The organism is Acidovorax sp. KPB24-03 (assembly GCF_057546605.1).
This window is the reverse complement of record NZ_BAAJYR010000017.1, coordinates 1-16253: the sequence shown is the minus strand read 5'-3', so window position 1 is coordinate 16253 and position 16253 is coordinate 1. Positions and strand designations below refer to the sequence as shown.

Sequence of the window (16253 nt, the reverse complement as noted above, 5' to 3'; positions counted from 1 at the left end):
GCACTCCCCGCTGCTGTCGCTGGACTGAGCTACCAATCCAGCATCCGTGCTGGGACCAGGCATGGACACAGCAGGGGGAGTGCAACCATTACCATCAGCAGCCATGTACATCGATCCAATACTGCTAGGAGGACTTGTGCTGCTGTCAGTCATGGGACTGATACAGAGCGCATGGCTGCTTTGGTTAAACGGCCGAGACGAGGCATCGCCACAAGGCACGCCATCATGGGCCAAATCCGCAGAACACCCGGAGGCGCCAGAGGGATTCGTATGGGTGCTTATGAGATGCGAAGACGCAAAAGCTGGAAAAGACACCTGAGTGGCTGGCATGGGTAGCTCCATGAAAATCTACATGTTGTAGACAAACCGGAGGTTACACGGTCTACAACATGTAGACAAGTCGTTCGATACAATTTCTACGTCATGTGTAATTTATACAACATGTGTAGAGGATCGATATGCCGTCAACCATGAACCTTTTGAACTCAGCACTAGAAATTCAAAACATCGCCGCATGGACAGCTCGCCTTGGGCTATCAAAACAAGCGCTTTACACAGCACGCGACAGAGGACACCTATCCCCGGCCATAGCTGGCGCCCTAGCCGACGAAATGGGCCAAGACGTAAAGGAATGGATTGTTGTGGCCGCGCTGGAATCAGAACGAGACAGCGCTTGCAAGACACGGATGCTCAAGAGGCTACCCAAGCTCACATCGCTTTAATGATCTAATTTCCCAATGAAGCTCAGGTTCACACGGGTCGCACTCTTCGGCAAGTACCAGCCGCTCACTTCCAGCGTTATTTCTGACAGTTCGCGCAATGCCGTACAAGAGGTTGCCCAGTTCCTCAGAAATGAAGGCTGTGAACCCATTCTGGAACAGGAAACGGCGCACAACACCGGCATTTCTGACTATCCTGCGATGCAGGTGGAACAGATCGGCAAGGAGTGCGATCTGGGGATGGTGATCGGGGGAGACGGCACGATGCTGGGCATCGGTAGGCAATTGGCCCCCTACAAAATTCCGCTGATCGGCATCAATCAGGGAAGGCTGGGCTTCATCACCGATATCCCTTTGGGCGAGCATGCTTCAGCACTGAAGCCGATGCTCCATGGCGAGTATGAAGAAGACGCCAGGCCCCTCATGCATGCCTGCGTGATGCGTCAGGACGAATGCGTATTTGAAGCCCTGGCGCTCAACGACGTCGTCGTCAATCGTGGATCCACTTCCGGCATGGTCGAATTGCGGGTGGAAGTGGGTGGGCATTTCGTCTCGAACCAAAGGGCAGACGGGCTGATCATCGCTTCGCCCACTGGATCTACTGCCTATGCGCTCTCCGCGGGAGGCCCAATGCTGCACCCTGCAATTCCTGGTTGGGTGATGGTCCCCATCGCACCCCATACGCTGTCCAATCGACCCATCGTGCTGCCGGATTCGACGGACATTGCGGTGGAAGTCGTAGGGGGCCGGGACGTCAGCGCCAATTTCGACATGCAGTCGCTGGCATCGCTCCAGCATGGCGATCGGATCGTGGTTCGGCGGTCGGAGCACTTCGTGCGCTTCTTGCACCCTCGAGGCTGGAACTACTTTGCTACGTTGCGCAAAAAATTGCGCTGGAATGAAGGGGGCTCATAGATGGCGCTCAAACGGATCGCATTGCGCGATTTCGTCATCGTGGATGTCCTGGACCTGGATCTTCACAAAGGATTTACGGTGCTGACCGGAGAAACGGGTGCAGGCAAATCCATCCTGATCGATGCCTTGCAAATGCTGCTGGGCGGCCGCGCCGATGCCGGAGTGATTCGCGAGGGAACCGAGCGTACGGACATCTGCGCTGAATTCGATTGCCCATCCAGTTTGTCTGCATGGCTTGATGAAGCAGGCATCCCGCAGGAGGAAAGCCTGCTGCTTCGCCGAACCATCGATCGGCAAGGAAAAAGCCGTGCGTGGATGAACGGCATTCCAGCAACCGCTACCCAAATGCGGACCGTGGGGGCGCATCTCCTCGATATCCATGGCCAGCACGCATGGCAGAGCTTGACGCGCCAGGATGCCGTTCGCAGCCTGTTGGATGCCTATGGCGGCATCAGCACCGCGGCGCTGGAGCCGCTTTGGACTCGCTGGCGTGACGACCGCAAAGCGGTCGCGCAAGCAGAAGCGGCCAGACATACCCTGCAACAGGAGCGGGAACGACTGCAGTGGCAGATCAGTGAAGTCGAAAAGCTGGGCCCGGCATCCAGCGAGTGGGAAGAACTCAACACCCAGCACAGCCGCCTTTCTCACGCCCAAGCCTTGCTGGACAGCGCGCAAACGGCCCTGTCCGCGCTGGAGGATGAAGAGTCCGGTGCACAGACTCAGTTGAGCCGCGCCTGCCAGCTGCTGCAGGAGCAGCAAACCCTCGATCCCGAATTCAAGGCGATGGGAGAGGTGCTTCAGTCGTGCATGGACCAAGCGGCCGATGTGGCTCACTCCTTGCAAAGCTATCTCCGGCACACGGAACTCGATCCCGAGCGACTTGAACAGTTGGATTCACGCCTGTCGCTGTGGATTTCGTTGTCACGCAAATACAAGCGGACGCCATCGGAGTTGCCGGCACTGCTGGAGGGATGGAAAGCGGAACTCTCCAAACTGGAGACGGCAGCAGACCTGGAAGCGCTCAATGCGGCCGAACAGGCCAGTGGTACAGCCTATCGCAAGGCGGCGCAGGCTGTGTCCCGGCAGCGGACAACCGCAGCACCAAGGCTTGCCCAATCAATCACACAAGCCATGCAGGGCCTTGGCCTGGTGGGCGGGCGGTTTGAGGTGCTTTTGGAACCGACACCGGAACCCGGCATTCAAGGTCTCGACAGTGTTTCTTTTCTGGTCGCAGGGCATCCTGGCGCCACGCCCCGGCCTGTTGGCAAAGTCGCTTCGGGGGGGGAGCTGTCTCGCATATCGTTGGCCATTTCCGTGACGACAAGCCAGTTGGGCGAGGCCCCTACCCTGATTTTTGACGAGGTGGACTCAGGCGTCGGAGGCTCCGTCGCCGAGACGGTGGGTCGGCTGATGCAGCAGTTGGGCCGCGATCGACAGGTGCTGGCCGTTACCCATCTTCCGCAGGTGGCAGCCTGTGCAGATCACCATCTGATCGTGGCAAAAACCAGTCAGGATCAGCACACCATCAGTCAGGTGACCGTGGCGAAGGGAGAAAAACGCGTGATCGAAATGGCTCGGATGTTAGGAGGGGAACGCCAGTCGAAGGCGACCATGGCGCACGCACGCGAAATGCTCAGCAGCAACCAACCCGCACAGATCAAGGCATGACGAAATGACGCTAGAGGTCGTATTGATCACAGGCATGGCGGGTTCCGGCAAATCCGTTGCCTTGCATGCATTGGAAGACGCAGGCTACTACTGCGTAGACAACCTGCCACCGGAATTGTTGGCCGCCTTCGTGGCGCTGGAGCATCAGCACCATGGCAACCGGATTGCCATCGCAATGGATGTTCGCAGCGCCACCGCGTTACCGCTGGTTCCGCAGGAATTGAAACGCCTGCGCGGCGAGGGCGTGGTCGTCCATTCGCTGTTTCTGGATGCCACCACCGACACATTGATCCGGCGATTTTCGGAAACGCGCCGACGCCACCCCCTCTCCAGAGACGAATGGACGGAAGGCCAACGCGCATTGCTGCAAACTATCGAACTGGAACGTGAACTGCTGGCCGAGTTGCGTGAGCAGTCCCATGTCATCGACACGAGCGCCATTCGAGCAGCGCAATTGCAGGGTTACGTCAAAAGCCTGATGCCCGCCCTGCCCGGGCAATTGACGCTGGTCTTCCAATCGTTTGCATTCAAACGCGGGGTGCCTGTCGATGCGGATTACGTCTTCGACGTGCGCATGCTGCCCAATCCCCACTATGAGCCCGCGTTAAAGGCATTGACGGGCAAAGACCAGCCTGTCATCGACTATTTGCAGCACCAGGCTGATGTGAAACTGATGCAGGAGCACATCGCGCAGTTCCTTTCTCACTGGCTGGAGCCTTTGGCGCAGAATCACCGAAGCTACGTGACCGTGGCCATTGGCTGCACGGGGGGGCAACACCGCTCGGTTTATTTGGTGGAGCGCCTGGCGGTGCACTTCAGCCAGCGTTGGACCACCCTGCGGCGGCATCGTGAGCTGGACGGCCTGTGACTTTCACGTCTCGCCACAGAGTGGCGAGACGTGAAAAAAATCAGGATAGGTTCAGCAGCAATTTCCGGATGGGCGTTGGCATACCCAAGCGGTCCCAATCGGAAGCACCGAACCAGGCTCCGTCCACCGGAAGGCCCCAATCCGCCTGCCACGGGATTCGCACGGGATGGAGGTGCAGATCCCGATGGGTCAGGACATGAAGAAAGCCCTCCAAATCCTGAAGCGGCGCAGGCCGTGATGCCAATGACGCTTGCAGTGCTGCGCGCTCCTCGAACACCGGCAGGCAATGCAGACCTGCCCAAATGCCGCTCGAGGGACGCGGCTGGAGCAAGACACGCCCATTGCCGTCCTGCAGCAGCATCAGCCACCACGACTCCGCACGACGCGACAATTTGCGGGTCCGCACGGGATAGCGTTCGGGGTCTCCGTCTCGGCGGGCTTTGCACTGCCGGTTCAAAGGGCAGACCATGCAGGTCGGTTTCTTTGGCGTGCACACCGTCGCCCCGAGATCCATCAGGCCCTGGGTATAGCGCGGCATCGCATGCTGAACATCACTCACTGGCAGCAAGGCACAGGCCTGATCCCAAAGAAGACGTTCATTCTTGGCGATTGCCAAATCGGCCGTGAAGCCAAGCACTCGCGTCAGCACCCGGCGAACATTTGCATCCAATATGGGAACACGCTCGGAAAAGCAGAAGGCGGTTATCGCACCTGCCGTCGAGCGGCCGATTCCCGGCAACTGTGCCAATACCTCGGCGGTCCGGGGAAACTCGCCCCCGTGCAAATCCACCACTTTCTGAGCACAGCGGTGCAGATTTCGTGCACGACTGTAGTAGCCCAACCCGCTCCATAAAGCGAGCACCTCGCCCTCCGTTGCCGCTGCGAGCGACTGCACATCCGGAAATCGATCCAGAAAGCGTTCGTAATAGCCCAAGACGGTGACGACCTGGGTTTGCTGCAGCATGATTTCCGACAGCCACACCCGATAAGGATCACGTGTTTGCTGCCATGGCAAATGGTTGCGGCCATGCACCGCCTGCCACCGAACCACATCGGTGGCAATTTCCGGGATGTCGCTCATGCCAGGGCCGTTTGCGGGCTGACCTGGGGCGGCTCGGCGCGCGGGACGGCTGCGAGCTGCTCCGTCATCTCATTCAAGCGCGCCTCCATCTGCCCCAACTCTTGCTCGGCCATTTCAATCTCTGCAATGCGCTCGACCAAACCGCTTGCTGCGTGCTGAATGCGGTCCACCGCTTCGATGCGACGCGCAAAGCTGCGTTTGCGCTCTCGTAGTTGGGCATCCAGTTGCGCTGTTGCGGATTTGCTCCACAGCTCCAAATCGTTGGCAACCGACTCGAACACCGTGCGAAGCCGCATGCCGAGCGCACGGACCAATCGCTGCGCGAACTCAGGCTGCGCCAGTTTGAGGGCATTGCCCACGCCCAGGTACTGCAAATGCCGCTGCTCAATTTGCGCGATTTCCTGCAGGAAGGGCTCCAGTTGCGGAGTCGGAGGCACTTGGAGTGAGAAGCCGAAGTCCGTGTTGAGCTGCCGGAATGTACCGCCCAACATGGCATGGATTTCAGTGCCCGAAGATTGCGCCTTGTCCACGATGGCCAGCAGCCGCTGGAAGGTCTCCGCATAGATTTTGCGCACGCCCAGCTTCAGACCCTTTTGCTGCAATGCGTCTGTGAGCAGCGCCAGCTCAGCCTTCAGTGAACGGGCTCCGAGTTCATGGAAGATATCGCGCAGCAATTTGAGATGGACCGCACGCACCGCCTGAATCTTCGCGGTGCTCATCTCAAACTCCCGCTGCTCCTGCTCGATGCGAGTGCGCATGGAATCGATGACGGAAGCATTCTTTCCCCGCAAGCTCCGTAACTCCAGCATCTGGTCATCGAGATCGCGCCGGCGGATGTTGATCACGCGGGAGGTTTCCGACCGCAGGCCGGCAATGCCCGCTGCCACGGCAGAGCGGAGAATGGACTGGCGCTTGCCCATCACCCCTTGTGCCAGCGCTTCTTCCAAAAGAGGCAAGCCGCTGCGCTCCAGCAACAGGTCATCGCACTGGATTTTGGCGATCAACCCTTTCTGGGCTGAAACCAGCATGACGTGCTCTTGCGAGATACCCAGCATCTCAGCAGAGGTCAGGCGCTGGCGCTCCAGTTGTTCTTGAACCTGCTCAGGCGAGTTCAGGGTATCCCACAGTGTGTCGATCTTGTTGAGGACCACTAAGCGGGCATCCGCATTTTCAGACGGGGCTGCAAGATGTTCCCGCCAGATCGAGAGATCGGACCGCGTGACCCCGGTGTCCGCCCCCAGGATGAAGACCACCGCATGCGCCTGCGGAATCAGATTGATGGTGAGTTCAGGCTCCGCACCCACCGCGTTCAGTCCGGGCGTATCCAGAATGACCAGGCCCTGCTTGAGCAGCGGATGGGGAATATTGATGAGGGCATGGCGCCACATCGGAACTTCCACCAGGCCGCTGGCGTCCGGCACCGGGTTTTCTTCCGGCAGGTCGTCGTGCCAGAAGCCCAGCGCTCGCGCCTCATCCAAGCTGACGCGCCGGACCTCGGCCACCTTCTCGAGCGAGCGGGCCATCTGCCCCGCATCATTGACATCCAAGGGAATCTGCACCCAGCGTTCGGGTTTCAGGCGCCACTCGGCCAGTCCCTGCACCTGCAGCCGGGTGTCGATGGGAAGCAGGCGCAGGCTCACAGGCACGCCGGGGTCGTAGCCCAATTCCGTCGGGCACATCGTCGTTCGTCCCGCGCTGGCCGGCATGATCCGGCGGCCATAGTCGGCAAAGAAGATGGCGTTGATCAGTTCGGACTTGCCCCGGGAAAACTCCGCGACGAAAGCCACCATGACTTTGTCGCTGCGCACTTGGCCCTCCAGTCGCTGGAGCTTCTCGCCAACGGCCGCATCCATGAGGGAATGCGACGCCATCCAGTCGGCCAACTGCTTCAGTTGAAGTGCGAATGCCCGGCGCCACGCGCCGTGCTGGTCGAACTGTTCGTTAAAAGAGGGTCCCACTTTGCTCCCGAGTGTCGCTGCGCCCGCACGTGCAGGAGCCTTCGCAAAATATAGCACCCCACGAACTTCTTGAAAGCTCGAAACGGCGTGGTGCCACCCCTCTTAACCCTATGCCTTCTGGCAACGGATGCAATAGTAGGTGCTGCGCTGACCTTGCCGGATCATTCGCACCGGAGACCCGCAGGCCCGGCACGCCTCGTTGTGCCGTCCATAGACATGAGCCTCCAGCTGGAAATGGCCCTCACTGCCGTCCGCGCTGGCAAAGTCCCGCAGCGTACTGCCGCCGCGCTCCACCGCGCGCGCCAGCACCTCGCGAATGGCTGCGTGCAGGCGGCGAACCCGCGCCAAGCCGATGGTCGATGACTTCACTGTCGGGCGGATACCCGCCAGGAACAGCACTTCCGACGCGTAGATGTTTCCGACCCCCACCACCACTTTGCCGCTGAGCAAGACCTGCTTCACAGGCGCCCGGCTCGCACGCAAACCGGCAAAGAGACCATCGACGGTGAACAGATCGGAAAGGGGTTCCACTCCCAATGAACCCAACAGCTTCTTCGCTTCTTCGGCGCTCTCGTCTTGCGCCCAAACCACTGCGCCGAATCTTCGAGGATCCCGCAGGCGCAGGGTCCCCAAGGTCGTTTCCATTTCAAAATGGTCGTGTGGACCACGCGCTTCCAGCGCTTGCCCCAGACGCAGGCTCCCCGACATGCCGAGATGGATCAGGAGAAGCCCTCCGTCCAGGTCAAGGAGCAAATACTTGCCCCGGCGCCGCACTGCCGTGACGGTGCGGCCGATCAACCCCTCGGGCGGGCAACCAAGTGGCCATCTCAATGGTTTGCCCACCGTGACCGACTGGATTACCACGCCGGAAATCCCCTTCGCGATGCTGAGTCGCGTTACTTCCACTTCCGGCAACTCAGGCATGCCTGCACGCTCCACAAAGACGTTGAACCATGGATTATTATGGGTTGATGGCGCAATCACATCGACTCTGGACCATCACCCTGGCATGCGCTATGGTGACGGGAACTCTTTCTGCACAGGCGCAAAATTCGCCAGCACCGACATCGCAAGCCGGGCTTCGAGCGTCTCAGGAGACTTCCAGCGATGCAGCCGCCGCGCTCGATGCAGAACTGTTCTATGAAATCCTGCTAGGAGAGATCAGCACCACGGGGGGCGATCCCGGCACCGGTTATTCGCTCATGCTGGAAGCGGCCCGCCGCAGCGGCGATGGCCAGCTTTATCGGCGGGCCGTCGAAATTGCCCTGCAATCGCGCTCGGCTGAATATGCGCTGGCGGCAGCGAGGGCGTGGAAAAGTGCACAGCCTCAGTCGCGCGAGGCCAACCGGTACGTGTTGCAGATCCTCATTGCGCTCAATCGCATCGAGGAGACGTCCGACCTCCTCAAGCAGGAACTGGATCAATCGCCTGCGAATGACAGGGCCATGACGCTCCAGGCCATTCCTCAGTTGTACGGGCGGGCCAGCGACAAGACCATGGCCGCCAAGGTCGTCGAGCAGGCGCTGGCAGATCAGCTCAGCAACCCGGCATCCGGCCCCTCCGCGTGGATCACCATCGGCCGAATGCGCCTGGCCGCGGGCGACAAGAAGGGTGGACTGGAAGCCGCACGCCAGGCCCAGACCATGGATGCGCCAGCCGAAGGCGTCGCCTTGCTGGCGCTGCAACTGCTGGAAGCCGGCGAACCAGAGGCAGAGCCATTGGTTGCCCGCTATCTGGCCGGGACGCCCAAGCCGGAAATCCGCATGGTGTACGTTCGCACCCTGCTGGACTCACAGCGCTATGCGGAAGCCTCCAAACAGGCGGATCTGCTGACCCAGAGCACGCCCGACATGGCAGAAGCCTGGCTGGTCAAAGCCAGCCTGCACTTGCAGGCCAACCGCCTCGATGAGGCATATGCGTCCCTGACGCAGTTTCAGAAACTCCTCGAGGCACTGCCTGCGGGCGATCCGCGCCGAAGTGCGATGACGCAGGCATTCCTGCTGCAAGCCCAGATCGCAGAAAAGCGGGGCAACCTGGCGGAAGCGGAGGCCTGGCTGGGCCGGATCGAGAACTCTGCTGAACTGCTGACGGTGCAAAGCCGCAAGGCGTCCCTGCTGGCTCGCCAGGGCAAGTTGCCCGAAGCCCTTGCGCTCATTCGCGCGTTGCCTGCGAAGACGCCCCAGGAAGAGCGAATGAAATTGCTCGCCGAGGTCCAGCTGCTGCGCGATGCACAGAAATACCGGGAAGCCTATGAAGCCCAAGCCAAGGCCGTCGCCTTGGCTCCGCAAGACAACGAACTCGTCTACGACCAAGCCATGCTGGCCGAAAAGGCGGGCCTGTTGGACGACATGGAAAAATTGCTGCGGCAGATCATTGCCCGCCAGCCCGACTACCACCATGCCTACAACGCCCTGGGATACTCGTTCGCGGAACGTGACATCCGACTGCCGGAAGCCAAGCAGCTGATTGCAAAGGCGCTGGAATACGCGCCCGGTGACCCGTTCATCATGGACAGCCTTGGCTGGGTCGAGTTTCGGCTCGGCAATCGGAAAGAAGCCGCGCGCTTGCTCGGCGATGCATTCAAGGCACAGCCCGATCCGGAAATTGCGGCCCATCTGGGCGAAGTGCTGTGGTCACTCGGAGAGCGTGACCGCGCGACGTCTGTCTGGAAAGAAGGCCTGCGGCTGAACAAGGACAACGACACCCTGCGCCAGACTTTGAAGCGCCTCGGAGCCAACCCTTGATGCGGCGCGCCGCGATCAATGGCCGCTACCGCGCAAATGCCAAAAGCACCTGGCCCGCTTGGAGCGCCTGGCTGGCAACGCTGACCTTTTTGCTCCTCGCGGGTTGTGCGCAGCACGCCCGGATGGTCACGCAGGACGCAGCGCCCAACGATGCGTGGAGCGGCCGGCTGTCGCTGCAAGTGGATGATCCCGCCGCACAACCGTTGAACGCGGCATTCGAATTGCGAGGCGCCCCTGAACAAGGAGAACTGACGCTTCTCAACCCCTTCGGCAATGTGATGGCCAAGCTGGCTTGGTCGCCCGGACTGGCCACACTGACCAATGGATCGGAAACGCGACGATCCGACTCGCTGGACGCGCTGGTCCTGCAGCTGACAGGCAGCACGGTGCCGGTGTCCGCCTTGTTCGGCTGGCTCAAACGCGAACCCATCGCGGTCGATGGCTGGGAGGCAGAACTCGACGGAATGGACCGCGGCAGGCTCGTCGCTCACCGTCGCAGCCCCTTGCCGCACGCCACACTGCGCATTGCCCTGGACCGCTGACACACATGCGGTCTTTGCACGATGTGCCGGCGCCGGCCAAGCTCAACCTCTTTCTGCATATCACAGGGCGACGCGCCGACGGCTACCACCTGCTGCAGTCGGTGTTCATGCTGATCGATTGGTGTGACACGCTCCATTTCGAACTACGTCAGGACGGCGCAATCACCCGGGAGGACCTGTCGGAGGTGCTGCCTCCCCAAGACCTTTGCGTGCGCGCAGCCTCGGCTTTGCAGCTTGCCACTGGATGCACGCTGGGCGCGCACATCGGCATTGAAAAGCGGATTCCGGCGCAGGCGGGCATGGGGGGTGGTTCGTCCGATGCGGCCTCGACCCTGCTGGCCCTCAACCGATTGTGGAACCTGCAGCTAACGCGTGGGGAACTGGAGCGCATCGGACTGTCGCTGGGCGCCGACGTGCCATTTTTTTTTACGCGGCCATAACGCTTGGGTGGAAGGAATTGGTGAGACAATACGCCCGCTTGAGAAAGCGCATGCACTGCCAAGAACACAATTCCTGGTGGTCAAACCAGAAGCGGGATTGGATACGAAATCGATTTTTTCGAACCCTTTCCTAAAACGCGATTCTGGCTGTGCTACAATCTTAGGCTTTGCTGCAGCACACTACCAATTTGGAAGTAACGATCTGCAGCCGGTTGCTCAGGCACTGTGTCCCGAGATCGGTCAAGCCCTTCAGTGGCTGGAATCGAAAGGGTTGCAAGGTCGAATGACTGGCTCGGGAAGTGCGGTGTTTGCGCAGATGCCACAGGCAGTGAACTTGCAAGACGCGCCCGGCGCGTGGCAAGTGAAGGCATGTGAAAATTTGATGATTCATCCTCTGGCAGGATGGGCTTCAGATCAGGATTTCGGTTGATTACTTTCAGTGATCGACCTGTGTAGGGGAGTCGCCAAGCTGGTTAAGGCACCGGATTTTGATTCCGGCATGCGAAGGTTCGAATCCTTCTTCCCCTGCCAAATACTTTCGCACACGGGCTTTTTTTTTAGACTGCTGGGTCGCTCATGCAAGCCAATCACCCCGACTTCATGGTTTTCACCGGCAACGCCAATCCTGGGATGGCGGCGGATATTGCCCGGCACCTCGGCACCACGCTGGGTGCAGTGGACGTAGGCCGTTTCTCCGACGGCGAAGTCACTGTCGAAATCAAGCAGAACGTTCGTGCCCGCGATGTGTTCGTCGTGCAGTCGACCTGCGCGCCGACCAACGAAAACCTCATGGAACTGCTGATCATGGTCGATGCGCTCAAGCGCGCTTCGGCCGAACGCATCAGCGCGGTGATTCCCTACTTCGGCTATGCCCGCCAGGACCGCCGTCCACGCTCCAGCCGCGTGCCGATCTCCGCCAAGGTCGTGGCCAACATGCTGCAGGCCGTGGGCGTGGCCCGCGTGCTGACGATGGACCTGCATGCAGACCAGATCCAGGGCTTCTTCGACATCCCCGTGGACAACATCTACGCATCGCCCGTGCTGCTGGGCGACCTGCGCCAGAAACAATACGACGACCTGATCGTCGTGTCGCCCGATGTGGGCGGCGTGGTGCGCGCACGGGCCCTGGCCAAGCAGTTGAACTGCGATCTGGCCATCATCGACAAGCGCCGCCCGAAGGCCAACGTATCGGAAGTGATGCACGTGATCGGCGAGATCGACGGCCGCAACTGCGTGATCATGGATGACATGATCGACACCGCCGGCACGCTCGTGAAGGCCGCCGAAGTGCTCAAGGAACGTGGCGCCAAAAAGGTGTACGCCTATTGCACGCACCCCATCTTCTCGGGCCCGGCCATCGAGCGCATCGCCAAGGGCTCCGCACTCGACGAAGTGGTCGTGACCAACACCATCCCCTTGAGCGAAGCCGCCAAGGGATGCACCAAGATTCGCCAGCTCTCCGTGGCACCGCTGATCGCAGAAACGATCCAGCGCATCGCCAAGGGAGAGTCGGTGATGAGTCTGTTCTCGGACCAGGACAACCTTTTCTGATGACGTCCGCCCTCGGGGCGGAAGGGATGGCAGACCTCCTTCGGGAGGTTTGTTCGTTCGGGAACACAAGCAGGTCCGCTGCCAGGTGGCACGGGTCTTTTTCAACAGGGCCGAGCTGGTCGCGGCCGGCCCTCACAGGAGCTAACCATGAACTTCGTCGCTTTTGAGCGCGCCAAGCAAGGTACGGGTGCGAGCCGCCGTCTGCGCAACACGGGCAAGACGCCCGGCATCGTCTACGGCGGTGCCGCCGAGCCCCAACTGATCGAGATCGACCACAACGCGCTGTGGCACGCCCTCAAGAAGGAAGCCTTCCACTCCAGCGTGCTGGACATGGAAGTGGCCGGCACCACCTCCAAGGTGCTGCTGCGTGACGTGCAATACCACCCCTACAAGCAACTCGTGCTGCACATCGACTTCCAGCGCGTGGATGCCAAGACCAAGCTGCACATGAAGGTGCCACTGCACTACAGCGGCGCTGAAGAATCCGACGCCGTGAAGGTGGACAAGTGCCTGGTCAACCCCGTCGTGAACGAACTCGACGTGTCGTGCATGCCTTCTGACCTGCCCGAATTCATCGCCGTGGACCTGACCAAGCTGAAGAAGGGTGCATCGCTGCACCTGAAGGACATCAAGCTGCCCCGCGGCGTGAGCGCCGTGATCCGTGGCGGCCAGAACAACCCCGTTCTGGTGTCCGTGACCAACCCCGTGGTCGAAGTGGAAGCACCTGCTGCCGACGCAGCACCTGCCGCCGACGCCAAGGGCGGCAAGGGCAAGAAGAAGTAAGTAATCTTCGCCCCAACTGTCGCCGTCCCGGCGGCAGGCGGAAGGCAACCTCCTGGCGGGCCGCTCCGGCGGCACCGCTCCCAACGGCCCACCTGCGTGGGCCGTTTTTCTTGGGCACACACGGATAATCGCGGACACCATGATCAAACTGTTTGTGGGCCTGGGCAACCCAGGGCCCGACTACGACGCCACCCGCCACAACGCCGGATTCTGGTGGATCGATGCACTGGCCCGCGAACTGAAAACCACGCTGGTGCCGGACCGCAACTACTACGGCCTTGTCGCCCGCACGAACGTGCATGGGCAGAGCGTCTGGCTGCTGGAGCCCCAGACCTTCATGAATCTCTCGGGCAAATCGGTGGCGGCGCTGGCGCGGTTCTTCAAGATCCAGCCCGACGAAATCCTGGTGGCGCACGATGAACTCGACATCGCCCCGGGCCATGTGAAGCTCAAGCGCGGCGGCAGCCATGCCGGCCACAACGGGCTGCGCGACATCCATGCGCAACTGGGCTCGGCGGATTACTGGCGCCTGCGCATCGGGATCGGGCACCCGGGCATCAAGGCGGAAGTGGCGAACTGGGTGCTCAAGAAGCCGTCGCCCGACCAACGCACCCTGATCGAAGACAGCATTGCCCATTCGTTGAAGGCGCACCCGGCGATGCTGGCGGGCGACATGGAAAAGGCCACGCTGCTGGTGCACACTACCAAGCCCCCGCGCCCCAAGCCGCCACGGCCGGACGGCGTTTAACTGCTATTTTGAGAGATGCCCGCGCAATACCTTCTTGCGTGGGAGACGGAACCGCCTGGATCAGGACGCCGCGCCTTGGGCCGCCGCGGCTTGCAGGCGCTCGTACTTCTGGAACAGGGTTTCCCGGCTTTCCACGTGCTGCGGGCTGACCGGAATGCAGGCCACGGGGCAGATCTGCACGCACTGCGGCTCATCGAAATGGCCCACGCACTCGGTGCATTTGGCCGGGTCGATTTCATAGATGGCCTCGCCCAGGTAGATGGCCTGGTTGGGGCACTCGGGCTCGCACACGTCGCAGTTGATGCACTCGTCGGTGATCATCAAAGCCATGGCGATCTCCTGGCACAAGCCTGGGGCGCGCGAAAGGCCGCAAGGGCACGGAGGGCGGACGTCATGCCAGGATTATCCCCGCCCTGGCAAGTCCCTGGCGCAGGCGGGGCGGTCTGCCCCCCTGCCCCATCCCCGCGCGCACCGCGCCGTGCCCATCCGGCCCCGCGCCGCAACGGGTACCGGTGCACCGCACGCGCCCCGCCTCCGACCGCCGCACGGTGTTTGCCGCTATGCTGCACCCACACCGCCCTGCCCCTTTCGGCAGCCCGGACGCCTTGCGGCGCCCTTCCGATCCATCCCATGGGACCCTTCCTCCTCAAACGGCTGCTCACGCTCATCGCCACGCTGGCAGGGGCGTCGGTGGTCGTGTTCGTGGTGCTGGAGATCCTGCCCGGCAATGCGGCGCAGATGCTGATGGGACCGGATGCCTCGCCCGAGGCCGTGGCCGCCCTGGCGACGAAGCTGGGGCTGGACCAGCCCGCGCTGCAGCGCTACGGCCACTGGGTGGGCGGGCTGCTCACGGGCCAGCTGGGCGACAGCTACGCCTACGGCACTCCGGTGCGGGACCTGGTTCTGGAGCGGCTGGCGCTCACCGTGCCGCTGGCGCTGATGGCCATGGCGATCACCACCGTGCTGGCGCTGCTGGCGGGCGTGTACGCGGCATCGCGCCACAACCGCTGGGGCGACGTGGGCGTGATGGGGCTGGCGCAGATCGGCATCGCCATTCCGAATTTCTGGTTCGCCATCCTGCTGATCCTGCTGTTCTCGGTGAAGCTGCAGTGGTTCTCGGCGGGCGGCTTTCCGGGCTGGACCGAGGACAGCGGCGGCAGCCCGCTTGAGGCGCTGAAGGCGCTGCTGCTGCCCGCGATCTCGCTGGCCGTGGTGCAGGCAGCGATCCTGGCGCGCATCACCCGCTCGTCGGTGCTGGAGGTGCTGCGCGAGGACTTCGTGCGCACGGCCCGCGCCAAGGGCCTGTCGCGCCGCGCGGCGCTCTGGGGCCACGTGCTGCGCAACGCGATGATTCCCGTGGTGACGGTGATGGGCCTGCAGTTCGCCAACCTGCTGGCCGGCACCATCGTGGTCGAGAACGTGTTCTACCTGCCGGGCCTGGGGCGGCTGATCTTCCAGTCGATCGCCAACCGCGACCTGATCGTGGTGCGCAACTGCGTGATGCTGCTGGCGGCCATGGTGATCGTGGTGAACTTCGTGGTGGACCTTCTCTATGCCGCCATCGACCCGCGCGTGAAAGCGAGCGACCTGTGATGCCCCCCGTCCCCCCGCCACGCCCTCCCAGCCCGTCCCGGCAGCGGAGGCCGCGCCGTCCGGCCTGCGCCGCGCGCTGCGCCACCGCAGCTTCGCCATCGGCGCGGTGCTGTCGCTGCTGCTGGTGCTGGCGGCGCTGGTGTCCTTCGTGTGGACGCCCGGCTCGCCCTACGACATGGACATGGAGGCCAAGCTGCTGCCCCCCTCGGCCGCGCACTGGCTGGGCACCGATGCGTTCGGGCGCGACGTGGCCTCGCTGCTGCTGGTGGTGTTCTCGGTGGGCATCGGCGTGGGCTCGCTGCTGTGCGAGGTGCTGAGCCGCCGGCACGTGGAGATCGGCCTGGTGCCGCTGGGCGCCATCGGCATGAGCGTGTTCGCCATCGACCTGTACTTCGCCTCCCGCTCCCTGCCGCCCGCGCCGGAGATGGGGCTGGGCGCCTTCGTGGGGCAGGCCGCGCACTGGCGCGTGATGGCCGACCTGGCGCTGCTGAGCCTGTTCGCCGGCCTGTACAGCGTGCCCATGTATGCCCTGATCCAGATGCGCAGCCAGCCCACGCACCGGGCGCGCATCATCGCGGCCAACAACATCCTGAACGCGCTGTTCATGATCGGCAGCTCGCTCATCGCCGGCGCGCTGCTGGGC

Annotated in this window: 13 protein-coding genes, 1 tRNA gene and 2 pseudogenes; 12 read left to right on the top strand and 4 right to left on the bottom strand. The window is 62.0% G+C overall.

Annotated features, from left to right (window positions below; all coding sequences use genetic code 11):
* The first annotated feature begins 737 nt into the window (after positions 1-737).
* Genes AC27KI_RS04655 through rapZ form a run of 3 tightly spaced genes read left to right on the top strand, consistent with a single transcriptional unit; the run spans position 738 to position 4170 of the window.
* Positions 738-1634, top strand: coding sequence for an NAD kinase (locus AC27KI_RS04655; RefSeq protein WP_487088822.1), 897 nt, complete (start codon positions 738-740; stop codon positions 1632-1634).
* On the top strand, positions 1635-3302 hold the full coding sequence (gene recN / locus AC27KI_RS04650) for a DNA repair protein RecN (protein ID WP_487088824.1): 1668 nt from the start codon (positions 1635-1637) through the stop codon (positions 3300-3302). It begins immediately after the preceding gene.
* 4 nt (positions 3303-3306) lie between these two features.
* On the top strand, positions 3307-4170 hold the full coding sequence (gene rapZ / locus AC27KI_RS04645; RefSeq protein WP_284402296.1) for an RNase adapter RapZ: 864 nt from the start codon (positions 3307-3309) through the stop codon (positions 4168-4170).
* Between the two features lie 40 nt (positions 4171-4210).
* Here the strand turns inward: rapZ and mutY are convergent, their stop codons facing one another.
* The 3 genes from mutY to mutM all read right to left on the bottom strand — a co-directional run bounded on the left by mutY (position 4211) and on the right by mutM (position 8133).
* Complete coding sequence (mutY, locus tag AC27KI_RS04640) at positions 4211-5251, bottom strand: A/G-specific adenine glycosylase (RefSeq protein ID WP_487088826.1); 1041 nt, start codon at positions 5249-5251, stop codon at positions 4211-4213.
* A complete protein-coding gene (locus AC27KI_RS04635; protein WP_487088828.1) occupies positions 5248-7209 on the bottom strand; it encodes a dynamin family protein in 1962 nt (653 codons plus the stop codon). The genes mutY and AC27KI_RS04635 overlap by 4 nt, the downstream gene beginning before the upstream one ends.
* A 108-nt stretch (positions 7210-7317) precedes the next feature.
* Positions 7318-8133 carry a bifunctional DNA-formamidopyrimidine glycosylase/DNA-(apurinic or apyrimidinic site) lyase gene (gene mutM, locus AC27KI_RS04630; RefSeq protein WP_487112777.1) on the bottom strand — a complete coding sequence of 272 codons (816 nt, stop codon included), beginning with the start codon at positions 8131-8133 and terminating at the stop codon, positions 7318-7320.
* Positions 8134-8162: 29 nt separating this feature from the next.
* Here mutM and AC27KI_RS04625 point away from each other — a divergent pair, with 29 nt between their 5' ends.
* The 7 genes and pseudogenes from AC27KI_RS04625 (at position 8163) to pth (ending at position 14017) form a co-directional block, all read left to right on the top strand.
* Positions 8163-9953 (top strand): tetratricopeptide repeat protein, encoded by a 1791-nt coding sequence (locus AC27KI_RS04625; RefSeq protein ID WP_284429214.1) that lies wholly within the window; start codon positions 8163-8165, stop codon positions 9951-9953.
* The gene (locus tag AC27KI_RS04620) at positions 9953-10495 is read left to right on the top strand and encodes a lipoprotein insertase outer membrane protein LolB (protein ID WP_284429586.1); all 543 of its coding nucleotides are present in this window, start codon (positions 9953-9955) and stop codon (positions 10493-10495) included. The genes AC27KI_RS04625 and AC27KI_RS04620 overlap by 1 nt, the downstream gene beginning before the upstream one ends.
* A 5-nt stretch (positions 10496-10500) precedes the next feature.
* Positions 10501-11365 (top strand): annotated as a pseudogene (ispE, locus tag AC27KI_RS04615) (4-(cytidine 5'-diphospho)-2-C-methyl-D-erythritol kinase).
* Between the two features lie 24 nt (positions 11366-11389).
* Positions 11390-11466: transfer RNA gene (locus tag AC27KI_RS04610), tRNA-Gln, on the top strand.
* A gap of 45 nt (positions 11467-11511) precedes the next feature.
* Positions 11512-12486 (top strand): ribose-phosphate pyrophosphokinase, encoded by a 975-nt coding sequence (locus AC27KI_RS04605; protein WP_272548852.1) that lies wholly within the window; start codon positions 11512-11514, stop codon positions 12484-12486.
* Between the two features lie 147 nt (positions 12487-12633).
* Positions 12634-13269 carry a 50S ribosomal protein L25/general stress protein Ctc gene (locus tag AC27KI_RS04600; protein WP_272564888.1) on the top strand — a complete coding sequence of 212 codons (636 nt, stop codon included), beginning with the start codon at positions 12634-12636 and terminating at the stop codon, positions 13267-13269.
* Positions 13270-13408: 139 nt separating this feature from the next.
* Entirely contained in the window at positions 13409-14017 is a 609-nt protein-coding gene (gene pth, locus AC27KI_RS04595) for an aminoacyl-tRNA hydrolase (protein ID WP_284402289.1), read from the top strand.
* A 60-nt stretch (positions 14018-14077) separates the two neighbouring features.
* Here the strand turns inward: pth and AC27KI_RS04590 are convergent, their stop codons facing one another.
* The gene (locus AC27KI_RS04590) at positions 14078-14347 is read right to left on the bottom strand and encodes a YfhL family 4Fe-4S dicluster ferredoxin (RefSeq protein WP_272564890.1); all 270 of its coding nucleotides are present in this window, start codon (positions 14345-14347) and stop codon (positions 14078-14080) included.
* Positions 14348-14647: 300 nt separating this feature from the next.
* Between AC27KI_RS04590 and AC27KI_RS04585 the strand changes: the two genes are divergently transcribed.
* Together AC27KI_RS04585 and AC27KI_RS04580 are read left to right on the top strand one after the other, a co-directional pair.
* Positions 14648-15610 (top strand): ABC transporter permease, encoded by a 963-nt coding sequence (locus AC27KI_RS04585; RefSeq protein WP_272548856.1) that lies wholly within the window; start codon positions 14648-14650, stop codon positions 15608-15610.
* Between the two features lie 247 nt (positions 15611-15857).
* A pseudogene (locus AC27KI_RS04580) lies at positions 15858-16253 on the top strand (glycerol acyltransferase); the annotation flags it as partial.